The 23,555-nt window shown below is 68.8% G+C and carries 17 protein-coding genes; 11 read left to right on the top strand and 6 right to left on the bottom strand.

Features of this window, described 5'->3' with window-relative positions:
• Positions 1-35 precede the first annotated feature (35 nt).
• Positions 36-1,310, top strand: coding sequence for an ABC transporter substrate-binding protein (locus tag FHW79_RS16205; protein ID WP_183179885.1), 1,275 nt, complete (start codon positions 36-38; stop codon positions 1,308-1,310).
• A 73-nt stretch (positions 1,311-1,383) separates the two neighbouring features.
• Here the strand turns inward: FHW79_RS16205 and FHW79_RS16200 are convergent, their stop codons facing one another.
• Positions 1,384-3,177, bottom strand: coding sequence for a tetratricopeptide repeat protein (locus tag FHW79_RS16200; protein WP_183179884.1), 1,794 nt, complete (start codon positions 3,175-3,177; stop codon positions 1,384-1,386).
• A 206-nt stretch (positions 3,178-3,383) separates the two neighbouring features.
• Here FHW79_RS16200 and FHW79_RS16195 point away from each other — a divergent pair, with 206 nt between their 5' ends.
• The 8 genes from FHW79_RS16195 to FHW79_RS16160 all read left to right on the top strand — a co-directional run bounded on the left by FHW79_RS16195 (position 3,384) and on the right by FHW79_RS16160 (position 11,639).
• On the top strand, positions 3,384-4,217 hold the full coding sequence (locus tag FHW79_RS16195; RefSeq protein WP_247884420.1) for a L,D-transpeptidase: 834 nt from the start codon (positions 3,384-3,386) through the stop codon (positions 4,215-4,217).
• A 98-nt stretch (positions 4,218-4,315) separates the two neighbouring features.
• Positions 4,316-5,185, top strand: coding sequence for a branched-chain amino acid ABC transporter permease (locus tag FHW79_RS16190; protein ID WP_183179882.1), 870 nt, complete (start codon positions 4,316-4,318; stop codon positions 5,183-5,185).
• Positions 5,182-6,171: a branched-chain amino acid ABC transporter permease gene (locus FHW79_RS16185; RefSeq protein ID WP_183179881.1), complete on the top strand. Its 990-nt coding sequence runs from the start codon at positions 5,182-5,184 to the stop codon at positions 6,169-6,171. The genes FHW79_RS16190 and FHW79_RS16185 overlap by 4 nt, the downstream gene beginning before the upstream one ends.
• Positions 6,171-6,896: an ABC transporter ATP-binding protein gene (locus FHW79_RS16180; protein WP_183179880.1), complete on the top strand. Its 726-nt coding sequence runs from the start codon at positions 6,171-6,173 to the stop codon at positions 6,894-6,896. Before FHW79_RS16185 ends, FHW79_RS16180 begins: the two co-directional genes overlap by 1 nt.
• 152 nt (positions 6,897-7,048) lie before the next feature.
• A complete protein-coding gene (locus FHW79_RS16175; protein ID WP_183179879.1) occupies positions 7,049-8,761 on the top strand; it encodes a methyl-accepting chemotaxis protein in 1,713 nt (570 codons plus the stop codon).
• A 141-nt stretch (positions 8,762-8,902) separates the two neighbouring features.
• Complete coding sequence (gene lptF / locus FHW79_RS16170) at positions 8,903-10,024, top strand: LPS export ABC transporter permease LptF (protein WP_183179878.1); 1,122 nt, start codon at positions 8,903-8,905, stop codon at positions 10,022-10,024.
• 16 nt (positions 10,025-10,040) lie between these two features.
• A complete protein-coding gene (locus FHW79_RS16165; RefSeq protein WP_247884419.1) occupies positions 10,041-11,027 on the top strand; it encodes a glycosyltransferase family 9 protein in 987 nt (328 codons plus the stop codon).
• A 135-nt stretch (positions 11,028-11,162) separates the two neighbouring features.
• Positions 11,163-11,639, top strand: a complete 477-nt coding sequence (locus FHW79_RS16160; RefSeq protein ID WP_183179876.1) for a flagellar biosynthesis regulator FlaF — start codon at positions 11,163-11,165, stop codon at positions 11,637-11,639.
• Between the two features lie 107 nt (positions 11,640-11,746).
• On the opposite strand, the gene FHW79_RS16155 is transcribed toward FHW79_RS16160, so the two are convergent.
• The 3 genes from FHW79_RS16155 to FHW79_RS16145 all read right to left on the bottom strand — a co-directional run bounded on the left by FHW79_RS16155 (position 11,747) and on the right by FHW79_RS16145 (position 18,702).
• Positions 11,747-13,813, bottom strand: a complete 2,067-nt coding sequence (locus tag FHW79_RS16155) for a hypothetical protein (protein ID WP_183179875.1) — start codon at positions 13,811-13,813, stop codon at positions 11,747-11,749.
• On the bottom strand, positions 13,810-15,216 hold the full coding sequence (flgK, locus tag FHW79_RS16150; RefSeq protein WP_183179874.1) for a flagellar hook-associated protein FlgK: 1,407 nt from the start codon (positions 15,214-15,216) through the stop codon (positions 13,810-13,812). Before flgK ends, FHW79_RS16155 begins: the two co-directional genes overlap by 4 nt.
• Positions 15,217-15,294: 78 nt before the next feature.
• On the bottom strand, positions 15,295-18,702 hold the full coding sequence (locus FHW79_RS16145; protein WP_183179873.1) for a flagellar hook-basal body complex protein: 3,408 nt from the start codon (positions 18,700-18,702) through the stop codon (positions 15,295-15,297).
• A gap of 314 nt (positions 18,703-19,016) precedes the next feature.
• On the opposite strand from FHW79_RS16145, the gene FHW79_RS16140 reads away from it, so the two are divergent.
• Positions 19,017-19,235: a hypothetical protein gene (locus FHW79_RS16140; protein ID WP_348984178.1), complete on the top strand. Its 219-nt coding sequence runs from the start codon at positions 19,017-19,019 to the stop codon at positions 19,233-19,235.
• Here the strand turns inward: FHW79_RS16140 and FHW79_RS16135 are convergent.
• Positions 19,208-20,662: a tetratricopeptide repeat protein gene (locus tag FHW79_RS16135; RefSeq protein ID WP_183179871.1), complete on the bottom strand. Its 1,455-nt coding sequence runs from the start codon at positions 20,660-20,662 to the stop codon at positions 19,208-19,210. The two genes, FHW79_RS16140 and FHW79_RS16135, sit on opposite strands and share 28 nt — an antisense overlap.
• Before the next feature lie 66 nt (positions 20,663-20,728).
• On the opposite strand from FHW79_RS16135, the gene FHW79_RS16130 reads away from it, so the two are divergent.
• Positions 20,729-21,061, top strand: a complete 333-nt coding sequence (locus FHW79_RS16130) for a DUF1491 family protein (protein WP_183179870.1) — start codon at positions 20,729-20,731, stop codon at positions 21,059-21,061.
• Positions 21,062-21,087: 26 nt separating this feature from the next.
• Here the strand turns inward: FHW79_RS16130 and FHW79_RS16125 are convergent, their stop codons facing one another.
• The gene (locus FHW79_RS16125; protein ID WP_183179869.1) at positions 21,088-23,550 is read right to left on the bottom strand and encodes an ATP-binding protein; all 2,463 of its coding nucleotides are present in this window, start codon (positions 23,548-23,550) and stop codon (positions 21,088-21,090) included.
• Positions 23,551-23,555: the final 5 nt, after the last annotated feature.

Here is a 23,555-nt window from a genome sequence, read left to right as displayed (position 1 = left end):
CGCTTCGGGACCATGCCTCAGGGAAACACCCGATAATGAACGATCATCGCATCAGCAAGAATGGGTCCACGGGAGGACTCACCCGCCGTCAGTTCGGCACCGCCGCGGCCTCGGTCGCCCTCTCGGCCGGCGCGCTCGCCACCTTCGGCCGGGCGCCGGCCTTCGCGCAGGGCGCCGCGCTGAAGGTGGGCGTGCTGCTGCCCCGCTCCGGCCTGCTCGCCCAGGCGGGCCAGGCCTGCCAGCGCGGCGCCGAGATCGCGCCGGCCATCCTCGGCGAACTCGGCTACAAGGTCGAGATCCTGTCCGCCGACACCGAATCGAACGTGGACGTCGCCCGCTCGCGCGCCGAGAAGCTGATCAACGACGGCGCCAACGTCATCGTCGGCGCCTTCGACAGCGGCCAGACCGCCGCCGCCGCCCAGGTCTGCGAACAGCGCGGCGTGCCGCTGGTGATGAACATCGCCGCCGCCGACCGCCTGACCGAGCAGGGCTACAAGACCGTCTTCCGCAACTTCCCGACCTCGACCATGCTCGTCACCAACGGGCTGGCGCTGATGAAGGACCTGTTCGCGGCCAGCGGCGTCACCCCGAAGACGGCGGTGTTCCTGCACGCCAACGACACCTTCGGCATGGCGCAGAAGCAGGCGATGGACGCGCTGTTCCCGAAGCTGGACATGCCCTTCGGCATCGTCGACAGCATCTCCTACGACCCGAAGGCCCAGGACCTCGCGGTCGAGGTGGCCAAGGCCAAGGCGACCGGTGCCGAACTCGCCATCGTCACCACCCGCGCCAACGACGCGATCATGCTGGTGCGCGAGATGGTCAAGCAGCGCTGGGAGCCCAAGGGCATCGTCTCCCCCGGCTCGCCCGGCCTCTATGACGAGCAGTTCTACAAGGTGCTGGGCAAGTACGCCGACTACGCCATCACCAACCTGCCCTGGTACGACCCCAAGGCGGAGCTGACCAAGCGTGTCGAGGCGGCCTTCAAGAAGCAGTATCCGAACGACCGCTTCGAGGGCTACGCCTTCAACGTCGCCTTCACGCTGGAGGCGATCCTGGTCGCCGCCGACGCCTTCAAGCGCGCCGGCACCGCGGAGCCGGCCACCCTGCTGGAAGCGCTGCGCCAGACCAACCTGAAGGACAAGATGATGGTCGGCCCGGCCATCACCTTCGACGAGAAGGGACAGAACACCCAACTCGTCTCCGCCTGCCTGCAGAACCGCAACCTGCGCCCGACCGTGGTCCTGCCCAAGGGCTCGGCGGAGATGGAGCCGGTGTTCCCGATGCCGGGCTGGGGCAAGCGCGCCTGATCGACGGGGCGTTCGAGGGGAGGGGACGCGGTCGGAGCAGCCGCGCCCCCTCCTTTTTTTATGCCGTCTGGTTTTATGCCGTCTGGGCTTCCAGCGCGTAGGCGAGCAGCCGTTCCACCGATGCGCGGCGGTCGCCGGACGCGGCGAAGCGAGCGCGCGCCTCGGCGGACTGCCGGGCGTGGAAAGCCGCGTCGCCGGCCAGGGCGGCGGCGCGCTCCAGATAGGCCGCGTCGTCGGCCACCGTGAAGGCCGGCCCGGCAACCGTCGCCACGTCGCCTGCCGCGACGGTCACCACCGGAACCCCGTCGGCCAGCGCGAAGGCCGCGCTGCCGCCGCCGCCCTGGCGGCGCGGGTTCAGATAGGCGGTGGCGTGGCGGTGCAGCGCCCGCACGTCCTCGACGTCGCCCAGCGTGTGGACGCGGTCGGCGTTGCGCAGGGCGGCGATCCGCTGCGGCAGCGACTCCACGCCGCCGGCGACGGCGATCCGGGCCTCCGGCAGGCGGTCAAGCAGTGAATCGGCCAGCGCCAGGAAGTCCGGCCCGGCCTCCTGGTCGAGGCGGTTGCCGACCACGAGGAAGAGCGGCCCGTGCTCCGGCACGCCGAGTTCGGCGCGGCCGCGCTCCGGCCCGGTGGCCGGCAGGGTCCAGCCGAAGGAGAAGGGACGGAAACGCTCCGCCATGTCCTCCGGCCAGTCCTGGGTGGTGTCGGCCTCGCCATAGCCCAACACCAGCCGGGCCATCGACAGCGGCAGGCCGGAGGAGGTCGGCAGGCAGATCACCGGGCGCGCGCCGGAGAACAGGTCGGCCACCACGTTGGAGCCGCCGAAGGCGACGATGACGTCGGGGTCGAAGCCGTCCACATAATCGACAATGGCGTTCACCTTCTCTTCGTCGAAGCGCTTCTGCGGGAAGGACATCATGCGGACCCGCGCGCCGAAGGCGGCGATGACCTGCTCGCCGTCATACTCCTCAGTGATGTTGTAGGAGTATTCAGGCACGAAGCCGTTCTCGCCGGTGATCGCCATGGCGTTCGGGTTGATGATGACGACCTCGCGCCCGAATTCGTCCTGGAGGCGGCGCGCGAAGTCGAAGGCGTCCGCCGTCGGCTGGTGGCCGGCGCCGAGCATCTGGTTGGTGATCAGGGCGATCCGCGTGACCTCTCCGCGCGGCGTGGCGCGCTTCATGCGGCGGCGCAGATGGAAACGCAGCGCCGTCTCGTCCACCATCAGGCGGTAGTAGTCGGTGAGGTTCCCGGTGTGGAAGGCGCCGGCATCGCCGGACCGCGCCGCGCCCTGGAAGAGCTGCATCGCCATGCCCCAGAAGGCGTAATGGATCGACGGCACGGTGAAGCGCATCGGGTCTTCCAGGACGGCGTCCGTCAGCGCCTCGTAATGAGCGACATCGCCGTCGAGCAGGAACAGCAGCGAATGGCGGCGCATCACGTCGCCCATAGCGTAGGCCGCGTCGACCTCGGCGGCTGCGGCGCGGCGGGTCTCGTCGTCGTAGCGGCGGATCAGCCCGGCCAGCGCGCTGACGTTGCCCCAGCCTTCGCCCTCGTTGGTCAGCAGGGTCAGGGCGCGGGCGAAGCTCAACGCCGCGTCGCGGGTCTGGCCGGTGGCGTGCAGGGCGTGGCCCAGGTTGGCGTGCAGCAGGGGCGAGGTCGGGTCGCCGGCCACCGCCTGCCCGATCAGGTCCACCGCCTCCGCCGGACGACCGCCTTGCAGAGCCACGACGCCGAGCAGGTGCAACGCGTCCGGATGGCCGGGCGACGCCGCCAGCACCTCCCGGTACAGGCGTTCCGCCTCCGTGGTGCGGCCGGCGCGGTGGTGTTCGGTCGCAACGGCCAGCGTCTGTTCGATGGTGTCCATGGTCGGCGTTCCTGCTGCTTGGTCCCTGACGGCATGTTTACGCGCTTTTAGGGCGGATGCGCTGAACTTTTCCCATGCAGCGCACCGCGACATTCTTGTGGCATCTTGTCCCGACGGCAACCCTGGCGATTGCCCTAACGCTCGTTTCTCCCGGCGACTCCCGCGCGCGGGACGGCGTCACCACCTCCGAAGCCGCATCCGAGGTCATGCCGGCGCGGCGAATCGTTATCAGCCTCACGGAGCGCCGGCTTCATCTGCTGGAGGAGGGGCATCCGCCGCGGTCCTTCCCGGTCGCCATCGGGCGGCCCGGCGTGGCGATTCCGCTGGAGGACAGCCGGGTCCTGCGCAAGCGGCGCAACCCGACCTGGCACCCAACCGCCAACCAGCGCCGGGAGAACCCGGCGTTGCCAGCGTCGGTGCCGCCGGGACCGTCCAACCCGCTGGGCAAGTTCGCGCTCGACCTCGGCTGGACGGCCATCGCCATCCATGGCACCAACGATCCGGATTCGGTGGGCCGCCGGGCCAGCGGCGGCTGCTTCCGCCTGCTGCCCGCCGACATCGCCACCCTGTTCGAGATGGTGCCGGTCGGCACCCCCGTCCGAGTCGTCTCCGGGCCAGCCATCGTCCCGGCACCGCAACCCGCCATTGCGGTCGCCGTTCCGGCGGCTCTCCCAACCCTCACCCCGCCACCGTCCCCGCTTCCAACGGTTGCTCCTCCGCCGCTTCCCATCCTGCCCGACCCGCGCTGCGCCACGGCCGGCGCGCCGCTCCGCCGGATGATCTGCACGATGCCGGACTTGGCCGCGCTGGACGGGAGGGCGCGCGGGCTGCACCAACGCCATCTCGCCGCCCTGCCGGCGGAGCGCCGCGACGCCGCGGCCTACGCGTTGCTTCAGGAGGAGCGGCGCTTCGACGACCGCATCACCGCCCGCTGCTGGGTCCGCCGCGGCATGGAAGAGGACCCGGCGGTCGCCGCCGCCGCGGAGGCCTGCCTGCGCGACGCCCTGAACGTGCGGCTGGAGGAGGCAAAGCGCCGCTGAACGCCGCCAGCCCCGCACAGGAAACTTGTCACGACTACGAAGGACTGCTACGCCGCTCAGGCTTGGCGATCCGGGGCTTTCCCAAGGGCGAATGATGCATGCCGTTTGACTATTACCTGAACATCGCCGCGTCGGGCCTGCTGACCGGGCTGGTCTACGGGCTGGCGGCGCTCGGCCTGTCGGTCATCTTCGGCGTCGTGCGCGTGGTCAATTTCGCGCATGGCGAGATGATGGTCGCCGGCATGTACGGTGCCGTGCTGCTGGCCGGCCTGCTCGGGCTCGACCCGATCCTGGCGGCGCCCATCGTGGCGGCGGTGCTGTTCGCCTTCGGCTGGGTGCTGCAGCGCGGGCTGGTCAACCGCTTCGTCGAGCGGCCCGAGCACATGCAATTCATCCTGCTGCTGGGCATCGCGACGATCATCCTGAACGCCATGCTGATGCTGTTCGGGCCGGATTCACGCAACGTCATGGTGCCCTACAGCTTCGACACGGTGGAGATCGGGCCGCTGCTGCTCGACGCGGTGCGGCTGCGCGCCGGGGCCGGGGCGATCGTGGTGACGGTGGCGCTGTTCGCCTTTTTCCGCTTCAGCCGCACCGGCAAGGCCATCCGCGCCTGCGCCGACAACCCGCTGGGCGCCCGCGTCGTCGGGCTGAACATCGACAGGCTCTACGCGCTGACCTTCGGCATCGGCGCCGCGGTGGTGGGGATCGCCGGCGCGCTGATGACGCTGCTGGTCGATTCGCGGCCTCAGCTCGCGCCGGAATACACGCTGCTGAGCTTCATCATCGTCATCGTCGGCGGGCTGGGCAGCCTGCCGGGCGCCCTGCTGGGCGGCATGCTGATCGGCTTTTCGGAGGCGATGGCCGGCTTCCTGCTGGACCCCTCGCTCAAATCCCTCTTCAGCTATGGTGTGCTGATCGTGGTGTTGCTGCTGCGCCCGCAGGGCCTGCTGGGGAAACGGTCGTGACGGGGCGCGGGATCGTCCTTCTGGCGCTGTGCGGCGCGCTGCTGCTGGCCGCGCCGATGGTCGCCGACCGTTACGTCCTGTCGGTGCTGACCACGGTGCTGTGGTTCGCCTATGTCGGGCAGGCATGGAACGTGATGATGGGCTTTTCCGGCCTGCTGTCGCTGGGCCACGCGCTCTATGTCGGGCTGGGGGCCTACGCCAGCGCCGCGCTGTTCGTGCATTTCGGCATCGGCCCCTGGGCGGGCATGTGGGTGGCGATGCTGGCGGCGACGGCGGCGGGCTGCTTCATCGGCTTCCTGGGCTTCCGCTTCGGGGTGCGCGGCGTGCATTTCGCGCTGCTGACCATCGCCTTCGCCGAAGTCGCGCGCATCGGCTTCGACCACCTGCAGTGGTTCGGCGGCTCGGGCGGCTTCTTCATCCCGGTGGCCGGCGACGCCGGCAACGACCTGCTGAACCTGCGGGGCTCGCCGGAGCTGTTCTACTACGTGATCCTGGCGCTGGTGCTGGCCGCTCTGGCCCTGTCGCGGGTGCTGCTGCACAGCCGCCTCGGCTACCAGTGGCTGGCCGTGCGCGAGGAGCCGGAGGCGGCGGAGGCGGTCGGCGTCGACCTGTTCCGCGCCCGCATCGCGGCGGTGGCCGTGTCCTCCGCCCTGACAGCGCTGGGCGGGGTGTTCCAGGCCTTCTACTTCAACAACCTGTTCCCGGAGCAGGTCTTCTCCATGGGCCGTTCCATCGAGATCATCCTGCCGGCCATCGTCGGCGGCATCGGCACGCTGATCGGGCCGATCCTTGGCGCCTTCATCCTGACTCCGCTGGGCGAGCTGCTGACCTTCCTGATCGAGGCGACCGGCTTCGACCTGCCGGGCCTGAAGCAGCTGTTCTACGGGGTGGCGCTGGTGGTGATCGTCGTCTACCGCCCGGACGGGGTGTGGCCGTGGCTGGCCGACCGGCTGGGCCTCGTCCGCCGTCGCGGGGAGGACGCGTGATGGCGGCGCTCCTGGAGGTCGAGGGCCTGTCCAAGCGGTTCCGCGGGCTGAAGGCCGTCTCCAACGTCGGCTTCTCCGTGCCGGAGGGCCGGATCGTCGCGCTGATCGGCCCGAACGGCGCCGGCAAGACGACCACCTTCAACCTGATCGCCGGAGTCTTCCCGCCCGACGAGGGGCGGGTGCATCTGAAGGGCGCGCCGATCACCGGGCTGAAGCCCAACCGCATTTGCACGGCCGGGATCGGCCGCACCTTCCAGATCGTCAAGCCGTTCGGGCAGTTGTCGGTCGAGGAGAATGTGGTGGTCGGCGCGCTGGCCCGCGAACGGTCGGTGGCGGCGGCGCGCGACCATGCCCGCAAGGTGCTGGACCGGCTGGGGCTGGCCGATCAGGCCGCCCGCCCGGCGCGTAGCCTGACCCTGCCGGACCGCAAGCGGCTGGAGGTCGCCCGCGCGCTCGCCACCCGGCCGATCCTGCTGCTGCTGGACGAGGTTCTGGCCGGCCTGCGCCCGACCGAGGTCGACCGCATGGTCGAGGTCCTGCGCGACCTGAACCGGCGCGAGGGCATGACGATCCTGATGATCGAGCATGTGATGCGCGCCGTCATGGCCCTGTCCGACCAAGTGGTCGTTCTGGACCACGGAGAGAAGATCGCCGATGGGCTGCCCGCTGAGGTTGTGGCGAACCCCAAGGTGATCGAATCCTACCTGGGCGCCGAGGATCTCTGACCGGCTCTTCGCAACGGACGGTCCAAGTGCTGGAAACACTCCTTTAATGTTTGTTGGCCCATCATTCGTTCCCAGATAAGGGCAACGACCGACACAGCAACGTCCGGTCGAGAAAACAAGCGTCCGAAAAGGGTGCTGCAGGGGAGGAACGAATGAAGGCACTCGGCAATCTGCGGATTGGTCAGCGGCTGTCCATCGGCTTCGCGGCGGTGATCGCGGTGCTGGTGGTGACGGTCGGCACCGGCCTGCTGCTGACCGACAACGGGAAGACGCTCAGCCGTCTGGTGGCCGATGTCCGCATGCCGACGGCGCTGGCCGGGCAGGGCATCGTCGCGGCGGTCACCGCCACCAACGCGGCCATGCAGGGCTACTTGCTGACCAACCGCGAGGATCTGAAGCAGGAGCGCAATGTCGCCTGGGACCGCATCGACGCCCTGCGCCAGGAGCTGGATGGCCTGTCGGCCCGCTGGTCCGATCCGCAGGTGCAGGCCACCTGGGACGCGGTGAAGCCCCTGCTCGACCATCTGCGCCGCGATCAGGACATGGCCGAATCGCTGGGCACCATCGGCGACCAGATGGGGGCGCTGAACTCCCTGAACGACGACGCGATCCCGCGCGCCAACCAAGTGATGAGCCTGCTGGTCGGCGACGCCCGCTCCAACGACGCCAGCGGCCTGATCCCGCGCCAGCGCGCCCTGCTGCAGGCCGACACGGCGGGGATGATCCAGGGGGCCGACCGTCTGGTGATGATCCAGGCGGTTTTGCTGACCCTGGGGCTGCTGATCGCAGCGGCGGCGATCCTGCTGACCGCGCGTTCCATCGTGCGGCCGCTCGGCGCCATGACCGAGGCGATGCGGCGGCTGGCCGACGGCGACTCCGCAACCCCCGTGCCGGCCACCGGGCGGGGCGACGAGATCGGGCAGATGGCCAAGGCCGTGCTGGTCTTCAAGGACAACATGATCGCCGCGCGGCAGGCCGCGGAGCGTGAGCAGGCGGAGCAGGACGTCCGCGCCCGCCGCGCCCGCGCCATCGAGGAACTGACCGGGCGCTTCGACCGCGAGGCGGCGGCCGTGCTCGGCTCGGTCTCCGCCGCCGCGGTGCAGATGAAGGCGACGGCCAGCCAGCTCGCCGCGACGGCGGAGCAGACCACCCGCCAGTCGGTGACCGTGGCCGGCGCGTCGGAGCAGGCCAGCGCCAACGTGCAGACCGTCGCCACCGCCACGGAGGAGCTGGCCGCCTCGGTGCAGGAGATCGGCCGTCAGGTCGCGAGCAGCACGGCCATCGCGGACGAGGCGGTGCACAAGGCCGAGCGCGCCGACCAAGCGATGCGCAGCCTCGCCAGCGCCTCGGCGGAGATCGTCGCGGTGATCGACCTGATCACCCAGGTGGCCTCGCAGACCCGGCTGCTGGCGCTCAACGCCACCATCGAGGCGGCGCGGGCCGGCGAGATGGGCAAGGGCTTCGCCGTCGTGGCGGCGGAGGTGAAGGCGCTGGCCGACCAGACCACCCGCGCCACCGACGAGATCGCCGCGAAGATCGTCTCCGTCCGCAGCGAGACCGAGGGGGCGGTGGCCTCCATCGGCGACGTGATGGGCACCATCGGGCGAATCAGCGAGGTCGCTTCCACAATTGCCGCGGCGGTCGAGCAGCAGCAGGCGGCGACGCGGGAGATCGCCCGCAACATCCAGCAGGCTGCCGTCGGCACGCAGGACGTGACCTCCAACATCGCCGACGTGAACCGGGCGGCGAGCGAGACCGGCAGCGCCGCCCGCAACGTGCTGGAGGCCGCGGGATCGCTGTCCGATCAGGCGGACGGGCTGCGCAGCAAGGTGGAGGTGTTCCTGTCGGCGGTGCGCACGGCCTGATGCGTTGGGCCGGGGGCGCAGAGGGGCGACGCAGCGGGGCGACGCAAAAGTTCGGTGCGCCGGGGCGTCGGCCAGATCAACACTTGACCCGGACGCTCGAGCCCGTCAGCTTCTCGCCGGGCTCCCCCGTGACGCAAGCACATGAACCGACTGCAACGCTATCTCTTCCGCAATCTTCTGATCGCCCTCCTGTACTCCACGGCCGGCCTGACCCTGACGATCTGGCTGAGCCAGTCCTTGCGGCTGATCGAGATGGTGGTGGAAGCCGGGGCGCCGATGCGGGTGTTCCTGTGGCTGCTCGTCCTGACGGTGCCGACCTTCCTCGGCATCGTGCTGCCGCTGGCGCTGGTCGGGGCTGTGCTGTTCACCTACAACCGGCTGGCCACCGACAGCGAGCTGGTGGTGATGCGCGCCGCCGGCGTCGGTCCCTTCGCGCTGGCCGCGCCGGCGATGCTTCTGGCCTTCGGCGTGACGGTGGTCGTCTATGTTCTGAACCTGTGGCTGACGCCCGCCGCGCACCAGGAGCTGGTGCGCATGGAATACGCCGTGCGCAGCGACTATTCGCAGCTGTTCCTGCGCGAGGGCGTGTTCAACGAGGTGGGCGACCGCTTCAGCGTCTTCGTGCGCGAGCGCGACAGCGACGCCAACCTGCACAACGTGATCATCCATGACGGGCGCGTCCCGGAGAAGCCGGTGACGATCATGGGAGAGCGGGCGGTGATGCTGACCGGGTCGGAGGGCGCGCGCTTCGTCGTCTACAACGGCAACCGGCAGGAGCTGGACCGCAAGACCAACCGGCTCTCCCAGCTCTTCTTCGAACGTTACGCGGTCGACCTGAAGGTGCTGAGCAGCGCCAACGCCGAACGCTATCCGGACGCCCGCGAGCGTTCCACCGACGAACTGCTGCACCCGTCGCCCCAGATGGCGGAAGATCCGAAGATGATGCGGGACCTGTTGGCGGAGTTGCACCACCGCTTGTCCTCGCCCTTGCTGGCGCTGGTCTACACCCTGGTGGCGCTGGCCTGCCTGCTGTCGGGCGAGTTCAACCGGCGCGGCCAGTCGGTGCGGGTGACCACCGCGGTGCTCGTGGTGATGGCCATCCAGGCGGCCGTTCTCGGCCTGTCCAGCCTCGCCGCCAAGGTAACCGTGCTGGTGCCGCTGATGTATGTTCTGCCGGTGGCGGCGCTGGCGCCGGCGGCCTGGATCCTGTCGCGCAATCTCCGGCGGCGCGTGCCGCCCAGCGGCGAAGCCGCGGCGGGCTGAGGGGGCGGAGCGGGTCTTGCGCATCCTGTTCATCACCTCAAACCGGCTGGGCGACGCGGTCCTTTCCACCGGGCTGCTGGCCCATCTGAGCGAGCGCCATCCGGACGCCGCGCTGACCATCGCCTGCGGTCCCTTGCCGGCGCCGCTGTTCCGCTCGGTTCCAGGGCTGGAGCGGCTGATTCCCATGCCGAAACGGGCCTGGGCGCGGCATTGGGTCGACCTGTGGCGGGCCTGCGTCGGCACGCGCTGGGACCTGGTGGTCGATCTGCGCAACTCCGCGGTCGGCCGTCTGGTGTTGGCGAAGCGGCGGTTCTTCCACGCCCGCGCCCCGCATCTCCACAAGGTGGAGGAGATCGGGCGGGTTCTGGGCCTGTCGCCGCCGCCGCCCCCCCGCCTGTGGATCGACGCGGCGGCCGAGACGGAGGCCGACCGGCTGCTGCCCGGCGGGGCCGAGCCGTTCCTGGCGATCGGCCCGACCGCGAATTGGACCGGCAAGGAATGGCCGGCGGACCGCTTCGCCGACCTTGCAACGCGGTTGACCGGTCCCGGCGGGCGGCTGTCGGGCCGGCGCGTCGCCGTCCTGGCCGCCGGTCCGGAGCGCGCGCGCGCCCGACCGGTCCTGGAGGCGCTGGGCGAGCGGGCCATCGACCTGACCGGGCGCACCGATCCGATGGCCGCGGCGGCCTGCGTGCGCCGGGCGGCGCTTTATGTCGGCAACGATTCCGGGCTGATGCACATCGCCGCCGCCGCCGGCACGCCGACCGTCGGGCTGTTCGGGCCGGGTTTCCCGGAGACCTACGGCCCGTGGGGCGTGGCGGCGCGCACCGTGATCAGCCGGGTTCCGCGGTCCGAATTGCTGGCCCGCCAGAAGGCCGACCCGCAGGCCACCGGCCTGATGGATGGCATTTCCGTGGAGGCGGTCGAACAGGCGGCGGGAGAATTGCTCGGGACTGCAACGCCGGGACCCGCAATGACGAGCCCTTCCACAGCCGGACTGCCGTGAAGTCGTGACAAATCCTTGCAAATCATCGGAGACAGGTCCGTTAAGTTGACAAGGATTGAAGGATCGCTGACAATCCTTTTGGTCCGGACCTCATCCAGAATTGCTCTGTCCGGCGGCCTGTCCCGAGGGTTTGGAATGAAGCCGACACCGACATACGCGAACAAGCCGACCTCCGACAATCCCCGCGATGTCGAGGCCTGGGCTTTGGCGGAGGCGTCGCGACGCCTGATCGATGCCGGGCGCAGCCCCGTGAACGAAGAGACGCTCCGCGCCGCCCTGCAATTGAACCAGCGCCTGTGGACGATTTTCCAGGCCGCGATGACCGAAGAGGATTGCGGCCACCCGCCGGAGGTGCGGACCAACATCGCCGCCCTGTCGCTGCTGGTCGATCGCGAGACGATGGCCCGACTGATCGACCTCGACGTCTCGAAGCTGGAGACGCTCATCAGCATCAACCGGTCGGTGGCCAGCGGCCTGACCGCGCGCCCCGACACGGTCGCCCCGGGCCAGCCGGCGCCGGCTCCCCAGATGGCGGCGCGCGCCCCGATGGCCCCGCCGGTGTCCGCTCCGGACGGCCAGCCGCCGCGCCAGTCGCTGCGGATCTCGATCTGAGATCAGCGCGCTTCAGACAGAAAAAGCCGGCGCCCTTCGGGGCGCCGGCTTTTTCGTTTGGGCGGCGGTCTCCTCCTCGTCAAGGGGGAAGGAACCGCCGGGCCGCTTCAGGCGATGTAGTTCAGCAATGACAGCTTCTGGCGCTGGCCGGCGACCGTATAGGCAGCCTCCAGAGCGTTCATGGAGGTGCGCAGGCGGGCCGCCACCTCGGTCTCGTCGATGCCTTCGATGCCGGCGATGCGCTCGACCACCGTGGCCGACGCGGTGGTGTGGGCGGTCTTCTTCTCCTCCAGCGTTGCGAGGTCGGACGCCACTTTGGAATGGACCGAGCGCACCTCGTCCTTGGCCTGGGCCATCAGCTCCCGCGACTTGGTGATGTACTCCTCGTACTTGCCGGGGTTGGACGCGGCGACGTGGGCCATGCGGAAGGCGGCGATCAGCTTCTGGAAGGCACGGTCGTCGCTGGTGACGCCGTAGGTCAGCGTCTGGCCGTCGTCGATGGTGACCGCCGCCTTGTCCCACGCCTTGCTGTTCTGCCGGTTCGACATGTATTCCGAATCGTAGAAGGGCAGGTCCGGCGGGTCTACATAGGGCAGGTCGGTCAGGGCGTCGGCCTGCGACGGCAGGGTGGCGACCGAGATGGTGTTGTCGATCTGGCCGTTGACCGCCCGCACCGAGGTGGTGAACTGCTGCACGCGCGACGGATGGTTGGGGTCCATCGTGCTGTTGCTGGCCAACTGGATGGTCGATCCGTTGCCGGGGGCGTCGATGATCACCGGCGGGACCGGGCTGGTCTTCGCGAACTCGCCGCGCAGCATGTCGGCCACCTTCGACACGTCGGTGACGCCGTTGTTGTAGTCTTTCTCCGTGACGGTGTAGCGGACCGTGTATTGCTGGTAAGGCGGCAGGTCCTCCGGTTCGTCCGGATGTTCCGAGTAGTATTTCCGGTTGAAGGGGTCCTCCGGGTCGCCGACGGTGACGTTGATCTCGTAGGTGTCGCCGATGTCCACACCGTCGCCGGTCAGCGCGAAGCTGTCGATCTGATTGAGCCCGGTGCCGGCGGGCGCCGGCAGGGTGGCCGCCTGGATGGTCGTGGGCGCCGTCATCGAGTTGTCGATGTTCATCGAGTTCTGGACGCGCGCCTTCACGTCGAACTTCTGGCTCGGGTCTTCGCTGATCAGCGAGATGACCCCGTTGGCGGCGGACGCGATGATCGGCAGCTTCGGGTTGGCCGACTGGATCAGGCTGTTCAGCGTGCTGGCGACGAAGGTGACGGTCTTCGGATCGCCCGGCTGGACCTGATAGCCGAAGGGCTTGCCGTCGATCGACACCTCGAAGTAATCGTCGGCGTTGACCATCGACCCGTTCAGCGTCACGCGGGTGGACTGCGGCTGGGCCAGCAGGTCGCCGACCGGCTCCGTGCCGTAGCGCGAGCCGGCGAACAGGTAGCGGTCGCCGAACTGCTCGTTCAGGAGCTGCTGGATGTCGCGCAGCGCGCCCTCGACCCGGTCGCGCATGTCGTTGGCCTGCGGCCAGCTCACGTTGAAGGTGCTGCTCGACGCCGCGGTGAGCTGGTCGAAGCTCAGGTTCAGCACCGCGCCTCCGCCCGGGCCGCCGTCGATCTTGAAGTTGTAGCCGCCGCCATCGCTGGGGGGCACGGTCTTCAGGTTGATGGTGCGGGTGGTCTTGCCGCCCAGCCCGTCGGTCACCGTCACGTCGAACGAACCGTTGACTCCATCCTTCGACGGAGTGGAGGTCACGGTGTAGCGGGCGTTCTGGGTGAAGGTGGACTTGTCGCCGTTGACCGTCAGCTTCAGCGCGTCGGGATTGGCGTTGAAGGCGGAGGTGACGGTGGCCGGCCCCGGCTGGAACGGCATCAGGTTGCTGCTCTGCCAGTCCGTGGCCAGCTTCTCCAGGCTGTTCAGCACCGTGTCGGTCGCCTTGACGCGCGGCGACGCGGTGTTGATGTTCTGGACATAGGACTCGCGCTGGGTCAGCTCGGCGCGCAGGGCGAGCAGCTTCTGCGTCTCGGCGCCGTAGGCGTTCAGGTCGGTGGACTTCTTGCCGGTGGTCAGCTGCTCCGAGAGCGTGTCCACCTTGTTCTGGCCGTTGGTCAGGTTGCGAACCAGGCCAAGATACTTGGCATAGCTGCTGACTTGAGTGACGGAGCTCATCGGACGATCGCCTCCAGCGCGTCAAACATCGTGTTGGCCACTTGCATGACCCGTGCCGACGCGGCGTAGGAGGTCTGGAGCTGCTGCAGATTGGCGATTTCCTCGTCGATGTTGACGCCGGTCGTCGCGTGGTAGCGCTCCTCCAGGATCTGGCGGGAGTCCTTGTCCAGCGAGCCTTTGTCCATCGCGGTCTTGGCCGCGGACATCCAGCCGCCGGTGATGTTGCTGGTGATGGAGCTGAAGGACGCGCCCTCCAGCTTCAGCCCGTCGGCCTGGAAGCTGCGGCCCGTGGCGCTGAGCGCCGTCACCACGTCCTTCACGGCCGCGCTTTTCAGCTTCTTCGTGTTGTTCAGCAGGTTCTCGTTCACGTGGATGGTGAAGCGGTCGTTGCCCATGAAGAATTGCGTGCCCTCCTCGCCCGGCACCGTCTTCGCCTGATCGTAGGCGTCGCGGAAGCTGGTGGGCTCGCCGGGCTTGGTCGAACCGGTGAACATCTGCGCGTAGGCGTCGAGCTGCGAGCGCAGCTTGCGAATCACCTCGGTGGTCGGGTCGGCGCTGGCCGGCTGCGGCGGGGTCGCGGTGGAGCCGTCGGCGCGCAGGTTCATCAGCGCGGCGACCTTGCCCTCCTTCAGGTGCTGGTTGACGTTGGTGACTTGATTGCCCACCGTCAGGTTGATATTGCCGCCCTCATAGGAAAGATTTGCCGCCTGGCTGTCGACCAGGGCCAGCCCCGTCGGGGTGAAGACGGCGACGCGGCCGTCCGGGCGGGTCATCGTGCGCACGCCGACATAGGTGCTCAGCTCGCGGATCAGCCCGTCGCGCTTGTCGGCCACCTCGTTGCCGGCCGAGCCGTAGCCCTGCAGCGAGACGATGTTGTTGTTGATGCTCTCGATCTCCTTCAGCAGCCGGTTCACCTCGCCGACCGACTGGCCGAGATCGCCCTGGATCTCCCGGTCCATGTCCTCCACGCCTTGGGAGACGCGGTTGATCTCGCGCGCGAAAGTGTCGGCGGCCTGGACGAGCTGGTACTGCGCGACCTCGCTTTCCGGGGAGGTCTCCACCGCCTTCCAGGCGGTCTGGAAGGCTTCGGCGTACTGGTTCAACTGCGGCTTGCCGCTGGTCGTGCGCAGCAGGTCGCCCAGCTTCTGCATGTAGGACGAATTGGTGGCGGAGGTGCCCTCGCGCGCGGTCAGGTCCTGCACCTGGCTGAGCAGGGCGGAATCGACCTCGCGGCGGTACTGGGAGGTAAGGACGAACCCGTTGGAATCCAGCACGTTCGACACGGTGTGCCGGGTGCGGGTGGGATCGTCGGCGCGGGCGACGTTGTCCGAGACCAGCTTCACCTGGGCCTGGACCGCACGGAGGCTGGCCGTCGCGCTGCCGAGGGCGCCGAAGAGGGACATGGTCGTTGGACCTTTCGTCTGCGGGATAGGCCGGGCTGGGCGCGGGTCGCGCGCCCGCCCGCGTGGTCAGGACCGCGTTTAGCGCTTCAGGCCGAGGACTTCCTGGAGCATCTCGTCGGAGGTCGTGACGATCTTGGTGTTGGCGGAGTAGGTGCGCTGGGTGACGATCAGCTTGGTGAACTCGTCCGCGATGTCCACGTTGGAGGATTCCACGCTGTTCGCGACCACCGCGCCGGCCCCGTTGGTGTCGGGGTCGTTGAAGTTGGGCCGGCCGCCGTCGTCCGTCTCGATGTAGACGCCGCCCGCTTCGCGCTGCAGGGCGTTGGGGTTGTTGAAGGTGACCACCGGAATGCGCCCGATGGTGCGGCTGCGGCCGTTGTCGTAGTTCACGATCACGTCGCCGTTGTCGCCGTAGACCACCTCCTTGTACTGGCCGCGCGAGGCGCCGTCCTGCACCAGCTCGCGCACGTTGATCTCGTTGCCGGCGAACTGGGTGACACCGCCCGACTTGCCGATCTGGCCGAGGTTCAGCGTGATCTGCTGCGGGCCGAAGCCGTAGTCCACCGTGAAGGTCACGTTGGCGTCCGCCCCCACCGACTGGTTGGCCGAGGTCACGGCGTTTCCGGTGCCAGCCTTGGCGGTGCTGATGCTGGTGATGGTGCCGACGTTGCCGGTTTCCGTACCGAAGTTCAGCAGGATGTGCGCGGGCGTGTCGCCAGCCTTGCTTGCCGTTTCCAGCGTGAACTGGTCCTCTGCGGTGCCGGTCGCCGTCTTTGCGACGAGCTTCAGCACGCTGCCCTCGGCGCTGGCCGTTACCGGTAGGGAGGTGTTCTTGTTCACCAGATTGGCGAGGCTGGCCGCGATGGTCTCCATCGAGGTCTCCTCGCCCGTCGTGCGGTAGGTGATGGGGGAACCGTTGACGATGACCGTGTACTCGGCGCCCTTGTCGCCCGGTGTGCCGGTCAGCGTCACCGCTTCCGACTGCCGCACGCCCGCCACGTTGGAGGTGGTGGTGGAGGCGGTCAGCGTGCCGCCGGCGCCTTCAGCGTTCTGGATGCTCGCCTTCGCCTCGAATTTGCCGGTGACGGAGGTGTTGTGCGTGAGGGTCAGCCGGCCGCCCGATGTGGTGGCAACGACGTTCAGATTGGCGGCGTTGACGCGGTTCGCCAGTTCCTGCAGGACGCCGTTGATGTCCTCGAAGTTGCCGTAATTGGACTTGTCCACCTTCACCGAGATCGGCTTGCCGTCGATCGACACCGAATAGACGTCGCCGATGTCGATCTGCGTCTGTGGGTAGGAAAACTCCTGGCGCTGCCCGCGCGATTCTGACGGGGCACTGATCGTCGGGCCGGTCACACGGTTCGCGGTGGCGGTGGCCGGCGTCATTTCCTGTTTAACATCGATGGGCGTGCCGGGGTTGCGGGCGGTGATCTGCAACTGGGAGTTCACGACCGACGCGATGACCGGCGCCTGCGGCCGGGCCGAGTTGATCTGGGCGGCCAGCGCGTTGGCGATGCCGCCATAGGTTCCCATGGTTAGGATGTTATCGGCAGTCACCGAGACCGCGTAGGGCACGCCGTCCACCCGCACGGTGTAGCTGTCGCCCACCCGCACATTGTCGGTGGCAGTGATGTCCAGCTTGCTGCTGCTGACGGCCAGCGGCGTGTTGTTCGCCGAACCTGTCAGAACCAGCGCGCCCGAGGTGTTGCGCGAAGCCTGCACCGCCAACCCGGCGTCGTTGATCTGAGACACCAGATCGTTCACGACGCCTTCCATGTCCTTCAACGTGTTGATGTTCGAGTAGGAGATGGTTGTCTTGAATTCCCGTCCCAACACGTTGACGATGTATTGATCCGGCACCTTAAGGGCAGTCGACGCAGAGAAGGCGACTTGGGTGATTTCGGGCAGGGCGGCGGTGGTTGCCTGGGTGGTGGTCGCCGGTATTACCGAAAAGTCTACGGGGGTGGAGGCCGTGATCTCGTTCTTGCGGTTGTCGGCGTTGGTCACCCCATAGCTCGCCGTGAAGGTTTCCGTCGTGTTCGTGCCGTCCAGCACGAGTTGATTGGCAGTACCGGCTGGGACCGTGGCCGTTCCGATCAAGGCGTTAATGCCCAGCGGCGGCACGGCGGCATTGATTTGGGAGACCAAGTCGGCGACCACGCCGTTGACGTCCGCCAGCGAGCCGATGTTGGCCGAGGTGACGCGCGTTTTGAACTCAGTGCCCGCCACAGTGATGCGGAATTCATCGCCCACATCGATGGCGGAGCCAGTGAAGGTGAAGGTGCTGCGCTGGTCGCCGCTTGCCGAACCGGTCAGGTTGGTCGAGGGGCCGCTGATCGTGTTGAGTTGCGTCGCGGCACTGGTGACGGAACCGCTGACTTTGACTGGCGTGCCGTCCGCCATCGCCACCGTGATGCGGCGCGGGTCATTCTTGTCGACTTCGGCTCTGTAGGGGGCTGGCACTTGGCCAGCCAACGCCTCTGCAATTTCCGAGTATTTCGAATGGGTTCCAATGTTGGCGGCGGTTACCGTGAAAGAAATAGGGGGCTCGTTGTTGATGTTCAGAGTGTAGACGTCACCGATTCGGACATTGTCCTGCGAATCTCCGTTCGGGTAGTAATTGACGCGGCCTCCGATAGTGATCGACGAGGCCGGCGTCGAGGTCGTGCCGTTGACCAGCACTTGGCTGACCTGAGCCACCGGTGTCACACCGGCAACTTGGCTGCCTTTCGCCAGGGCGACGGCGCCCCCAGGGAAGGTGCCGGCGACCGGATGGGTCGAACTGCCCGGCGCGTCGATGCCCAGGCGCCACGCGTTGGCGGCGTCCTGGCGCCAGTTGAACTGGATGGTCCGGGCGTTGCCCTGGGTGTCGTAGACCTGGATGCTGGAGGACGGGATCGGCACGCCCGGCGTCGGGGTGGCCGGCAGGTTGGCGCCCAGCGTGATGCTGTTGGTCGACTGCGGCTTGTCGGTCAGGGTGTTGACCTGGAGCGGCTGCACCACGTCCTTCTTCAACTGGCCGGTCACGTCGTCGACGATCCAGCCGTTCAGCGCGAAGCCGGCGCTGTTCACCAGATAGCGGTTCTTGTCCAGTTCGAAGTCGCCGACGCGGGTGTAATAGACGTTGTCGGCGTTCAGCGTGCCGGTCTGGGTCTGCACCGTCTCGCCCTGCTGGCCGGGGCCGGTCAGGCCGCGGCTGAGCTTGGACACGCTGAAGAAGCCCTGGCCCTGGATGGCGGCGTTGGTCGGGCTCTGCACCTGGGTCAGGTTGCCCTGGATGTTGTTCATGAAGACGGGCGCCGCCGTCACGCCGCCCGGTGCGTGCAACCGCTCGTTGGATTGCAGCACCAGCGTCTCGAAGGCGGTGTTGACCCGCTTGTAGCCGACCGTCGAGGCGTTGGCGATGTTGTCAGAGATGTGACCGAGGGCCTTCGACTGCGCGCTCAGGCCGAGGACGGCGGTGGTCATCGAACCGAAGATGCTCATGGCCAGGGATCTCCAAACGGAAGGGCAAAAATCGTTGCCATTCGGGTAAGCAAGGACGATGCCAACTTCCGGGCTTTCTCTAACACACTGAATTTTATGGATAAGCTTCTGGGGCGACCACGCCGGCCCTCTTTTTGCCGCGCGCTGGGAAAAATTGGCCTAGCAGCCCGTGCGGGGGGAGGGAAGAAAGCTCCCGTCCGAATGATATGACCTAAGGACAGGGCATGGCCGGACGGGGCCTGCGGTAGAAGGGGGGAGGGGAAACGGGACACACACCGGCGGTGGGGCCGCCGGGGGAGGGCGGCTTGGACCGGGTGGAGCAACTTCTGATACCGTTGCTGGGGGCGGCCCTTCTGGGGCACGCGCTGAGCGCCGCTCCACTCCGCTTCGATCCGCCGGACCCGCGCCCCTTCGATGTGGCCGCCTTTAACGCCACCCTGCCGGCGATGGAGATGCCGGCGCTGCCGGCCGCGGTGCCTCTCCCAGCCTGGAGCGGGAACGATCCCTACGACTGCTTCTGCGGCGCCAACTGAACAGCGGCGAACCGCTCCAGCTCCGTGGCGACGGCGCGCAGGACGCTGTCCCAGTCGCCGGGGCGGGGTTGCCGGAACAGGCGCAGCGACGGGTACCAGGGGCTGTCCGCGCGGTCGAGCAGCCAGCGCCAATCCGGCGCGTAGGGCAGCATCAGCCATGCCGGGACGCCGAGCGCGCCCGCCAGATGGATGGTCGCCGTGTCCACCGCGATGACAAGGTCGAGATTCGCCAGGATGGCCGCGCTGTCGGCGAAATCGCGGACGCCCGCGGTCAGGTCGGGCAGGGCGGAAGGCCGGGCTGCCCCGGCGTCTCCGGTCTGCAGGCTGAACAGCCGCAGGCCCGGCGTGTCGAGCAGAGGGGCCAGCCGCGCGACGGGGATGGAGCGGTTGCGGTCGTTGCGGTGGTTCGGGTTGCCCGCCCAGACGAGGCCGACGCGCGGCCCCGTGGCCGTCCCCGTATCGACCTCGGCGATCCGGCGGCCCCAGCGCGCCACCTCGTCCGCCTCGGCGGCGAGGTAGGCGGGAGGAGCGGGGATGCTTGCCAAGTCGGTGCCGAAGGCGCGCGGCAGGCTCATCAGCGGGCAGTGGAGGTCGTGCGGCGCCGGGGCGGGGCCGCGCACCAGCACCTCGATCTCCGGTCCCAGCGAGCGCAGCAGACGGAACTGCAACGGGTGCACGTCCAGGATCACCCGGCCACCGGCGCGCGCCACCAGCGGAGCATAGCGGGCGAACTGGATGGTGTCGCCGAATCCCTGCTCGGCGTGCAGGAGGATGCGCCGACCGTCCAGCGGCTCGCCGGTCCAAGGGGGAGTGGACAGGCGGCGCGGGCGCCACTCGAATTCGTCCCATCCGGCGCGCAGGTCGCCCCGGACAAGCCGGCCGACCGCGCGCGCCAGATGCGCCTCGGCGTGGTCGGGCCGGGAGGCCAACAGGGCATCCAGGCAGGCGTCGGACTCCGCGAAGCGTCGCGCGTCACGCAGCACCACGCCGCGGTTGAGCGCGGTGTCCGGATGGTCGGGGCGCAGCCGCTCCGCCCTCTCCAGCCACGCCAGCGCGGCGGGGTAGTCGGCCAGCGCGTGGCGCACCGACCCCAGGTTGGTCAGCGCGTCGGCCAAGGCGGGGTCGAGGGCCAGGGCGCGGGTCAGCGCGGCGCCGGCCCGCTCCGCGTTGCCGAGGACGCGCAGGGCGCCGCCGAGGTTGGCCCAGGGCGACGCCGCGTCGGGGCGGAGGCGCAGCGAGCGGGCGATCAGCGACGCTGCCGCGCCATGGCCGCCGTGCTGCGCCTCCGCCACGCCGAGCAGATGCAGGGCGTCGGGCTGCGCCGGCTCCACCGCCAGCACGACGCGGTAATCCTGCGCCGCCTCGGCGAGGCGCCCGGCCATGTGGTGGTTGACGGCGGCGTCGAGAACGTCCAGGAGTGTCGCCATGCCCGTTGTCTACACCGGGGCCGTGCCGAAGGCGAGCCCCCGACCCTTCCCGGAGCGAGGATTTCCATGGACGACCGTCTGCCGACGCATCTCTGGGTGATGGCGCACATCCGCGCCGCCGACGCGGAGGGCGTCACGATGATGGTTCTGCGCAAGGGGGACCCCAGCCGCGGCACGGTCATCCTGAAACTGAACCGGCTGGACCGGACCTTCAACGTGCTGGTCCAGGTGCGCGAGGAGGAGCGGCTGCGCTGGTCGCGCGGCACGGGCACCGAGCCGGTGGACGAGGCCACCGCCGACGCCTACATCGCCCGCCAGACCCGCTACGATCCCGATGTCTGGGTGATCGAGGTGGAGGACCGCAAGGGCCGCCACTGGTTCGAGGGTGAGGTGCGCTGACCTCCCCTTTTCAGAGCGCCGCCTGATCACACCATCTCCGCCTTTCCCACCGTCGTCCCCGCCGTCGGTGTGACGCGCGGGAAGCGCAGGGTGAAGCGGGTGCCCTCGCCGGGAATGCTCTGCACGGTGATGGTGCCGCGCAGAGTGCCGGTGACGAGGTTGTAGGCGATGTGCAGCCCCAGCCCGCTGCCCCCGCTGCCGCGGCGGGTGGTGAAGAAGGGATCGAAGATCTTCGGCAGGATGTCCGACGGGATGCCCAGCCCGTCGTCGGCCACCGTCAGTTCGATCTGATCCTGCGGCAGCAGGCGGGCGGTGATGCTCAGCCGGCCCGGATGGTGCGGCGTGAAGGCGTGGGTCAACGCGTTGAGGACGAGGTTGGTCAGAATCTGCGACAGGGCGCCGGGATAGCCATCCAGCTCCAGATCGTCCGGACTGTCCACGCCGATGTCCAGGCCGGCCACGTCCTTGTAGGTCGGGCGCAGGCTGCGCAGCAGCTCGCCGATGTAGGTCTTCAGCTCGAACCGGCGGCGCTCGTCGCTCGACTGGTCCACCGCAACCATCTTGAAGCTCTGCACCAGATCGGCGGCGCGCATGCTGTTGGACAGGATCAGCCGCGCCATCTCCCCGCCGTCGGCCAGGAAGCGCTGGAACTCCGACTTCTTGATGGCCCCGGCGGCGATCTGGCGGGTCAGCTCCTCGAACTGCACGGCGAGCTGCGAGGCGCCGGTGATGGTGATGCCGATCGGCGTGTTGACCTCGTGCGCAACCCCGGCGACGAGCTGGCCGAGCGAGGCCATCTTTTCCGCCTGGATCAGGCTCGCCTGGGTTTCCTTCAACTCGCGCAGCGCCTGTTCGGCCGCATCGCGGGACCGGCGCAACGCCGCCTCCGCCTCGACCTCGCGGGTCACGTCCACGACGATGGACTGGACGGCGGTCTCCCCCTTCCAGTCGATGCGGCGGCTGGTCAGTTCGATCCAGCGCTCCGATCCGTCCAGCCGGCGGGCGCGCAGCCGCCGCCGCTCGCTGGGCAGGCCGGTGGCGACGATGTGCCGGTAGTTGTCCTCGACCAGGGGCCGGCTGTCCTCGGCGATGAAGTCGAGCACCGAGCGCACCCGCAGCGTGCGGTCCAGGCTGCTGCCCAGCATCTGCAGGAAGGCGTCGTTGGCGTAGAGCGGGCGGAAATCGCGGTGGATGATGATGCCCTGGATGGAACCCTCGACGAGGTCGCGGAAGCGCCGTTCGTTGTCGGCCAGATCCATCTGGCGCCGGTCGATCTCGTCGATGAAGTAGCGGATGGAGGCGGCGATGTCGGTGATCTCGTCGTTGCCCGCCACCGGTACGGTTGCATCGCTGCCGGACAAACGGGCCAGCACCGCGCCGTTCAGCGCGACCAGCCGCGAGGTGAGGAAACGCCGGAAGAACAGATGCACCAGGATGGCCAGCAGGATGGAGGCGCCGCCCAGCACCATCACCAGACGCGAGCGCTCCTGGATCATCGCCGCCAGATCGCCGGTGCGGTCGGTGGACTGGTCGTGGATGGTGTCGAACAGGGCCAGCGTGAAGCGGTCCACCGTCTCGACCAGGACGCGTGACTGGCTGGACAGCGCCTGGGCGCGGTTGCGCGCCTGCAGCCGCTCGGCGGAACTGTCGAACAGCCCGTCCGGCGCCACCAGGATCGCGGCGAGGTCGGCCCGGATGCGTTCCATGGCGGAGCCTTCCGGCTCGGGGGTGGCGGCGGCCAAGCGGCCCAACTCGGCCAGCGTGTGTTCGGCGTTGCGGCGCTCCACCCGCAACCGATTCAGATGGTCGGTCTGCATCGCCCCGGCGGCCCGCGCCATCAGCGCGCCCGCCCGCACCGCCCAGGCGCCCAGCGTTCCGCCACCGCCCGGCGGCGCTGTGGCCGGTCCGGTTCCGGGTTCCGCTCCCGGCAGCCGCTCCAGCGCGTCGGCGAGCTGCGCCAGGGCGCGGATCGCATCCGCTTGGCGGGCGCCGGCGTCGATCTGCCGCCCGACCTCCGCGTTCAGGTCGGCCACCGTCGCCGCCAGGATCAACAGGGTGGACTGGGCCTGCTCCAAAAGCCGCAGCTCGTCGCTTTCGCCGTCGCCGGCCGGCTCGCCTTGCTGGTGGAGGTCGCGCATGCGCTCGACCAACTTCCGCAGGAACTCCAGTTCGCTGATCAGCTCGTCGTAGATGGCCCGGCGCTGCGGGGTGGTGGCTGCCCCGGCCAGGACCGGCAGGCGGGCGACCAGCTTCTGGAGCGAGCCGCGCAGCTCCGCGCTGGTGATGACCTTCGGCAGGGTGGTCGAGGAAAGGACCGACACCTCCCCCCGGAACAGCTGGAAGGAGGACAGGGACACGACGCCGACCAGCAGGACCAGCATCGTCATGATGGTCAGGCCGATGGAGATGCGCAGCACGATGCCGGCGCGCGCGCGCCGGCGGCGCAGGGGGGCGTCGGCGCGGTCGGCGGAGGGCGGCGCGGCGTCCATTCTTG

Source organism: Azospirillum sp. OGB3 (assembly GCF_014192915.1).
Classification (GTDB): Bacteria; Pseudomonadota; Alphaproteobacteria; order Azospirillales; family Azospirillaceae; genus Azospirillum.
Note: the sequence above shows the minus strand (reverse complement) of the source record. Positions and strands in the feature narration are given on the sequence as shown.

Bases quoted from the DNA above. Each gene is read 5' to 3' on its own strand.
- FHW79_RS16205 (WP_183179885.1), top strand. From the start codon at position 36: ATGAACGATCATCGCATCAGCAAGAATGGGTCCACGGGAGGACTCACC.
- FHW79_RS16200 (WP_183179884.1), bottom strand. From the start codon at position 3,177: ATGGACACCATCGAACAGACGCTGGCCGTTGCGACCGAACACCACCGC.
- FHW79_RS16195 (WP_247884420.1), top strand. From the start codon at position 3,384: ATGCCGGCGCGGCGAATCGTTATCAGCCTCACGGAGCGCCGGCTTCAT.
- FHW79_RS16190 (WP_183179882.1), top strand. From the start codon at position 4,316: ATGCCGTTTGACTATTACCTGAACATCGCCGCGTCGGGCCTGCTGACC.
- FHW79_RS16180 (WP_183179880.1), top strand. From the start codon at position 6,171: ATGGCGGCGCTCCTGGAGGTCGAGGGCCTGTCCAAGCGGTTCCGCGGG.
- FHW79_RS16175 (WP_183179879.1), top strand. From the start codon at position 7,049: ATGAAGGCACTCGGCAATCTGCGGATTGGTCAGCGGCTGTCCATCGGC.
- lptF (WP_183179878.1), top strand. From the start codon at position 8,903: ATGAACCGACTGCAACGCTATCTCTTCCGCAATCTTCTGATCGCCCTC.
- FHW79_RS16160 (WP_183179876.1), top strand. From the start codon at position 11,163: ATGAAGCCGACACCGACATACGCGAACAAGCCGACCTCCGACAATCCC.
- FHW79_RS16155 (WP_183179875.1), bottom strand. From the start codon at position 13,813: ATGAGCTCCGTCACTCAAGTCAGCAGCTATGCCAAGTATCTTGGCCTG.
- flgK (WP_183179874.1), bottom strand. From the start codon at position 15,216: ATGTCCCTCTTCGGCGCCCTCGGCAGCGCGACGGCCAGCCTCCGTGCG.
- FHW79_RS16145 (WP_183179873.1), bottom strand. From the start codon at position 18,702: ATGAGCATCTTCGGTTCGATGACCACCGCCGTCCTCGGCCTGAGCGCG.
- FHW79_RS16135 (WP_183179871.1), bottom strand. From the start codon at position 20,662: ATGGCGACACTCCTGGACGTTCTCGACGCCGCCGTCAACCACCACATG.
- FHW79_RS16130 (WP_183179870.1), top strand. From the start codon at position 20,729: ATGGACGACCGTCTGCCGACGCATCTCTGGGTGATGGCGCACATCCGC.
- FHW79_RS16125 (WP_183179869.1), bottom strand. From the start codon at position 23,550: ATGGACGCCGCGCCGCCCTCCGCCGACCGCGCCGACGCCCCCCTGCGC.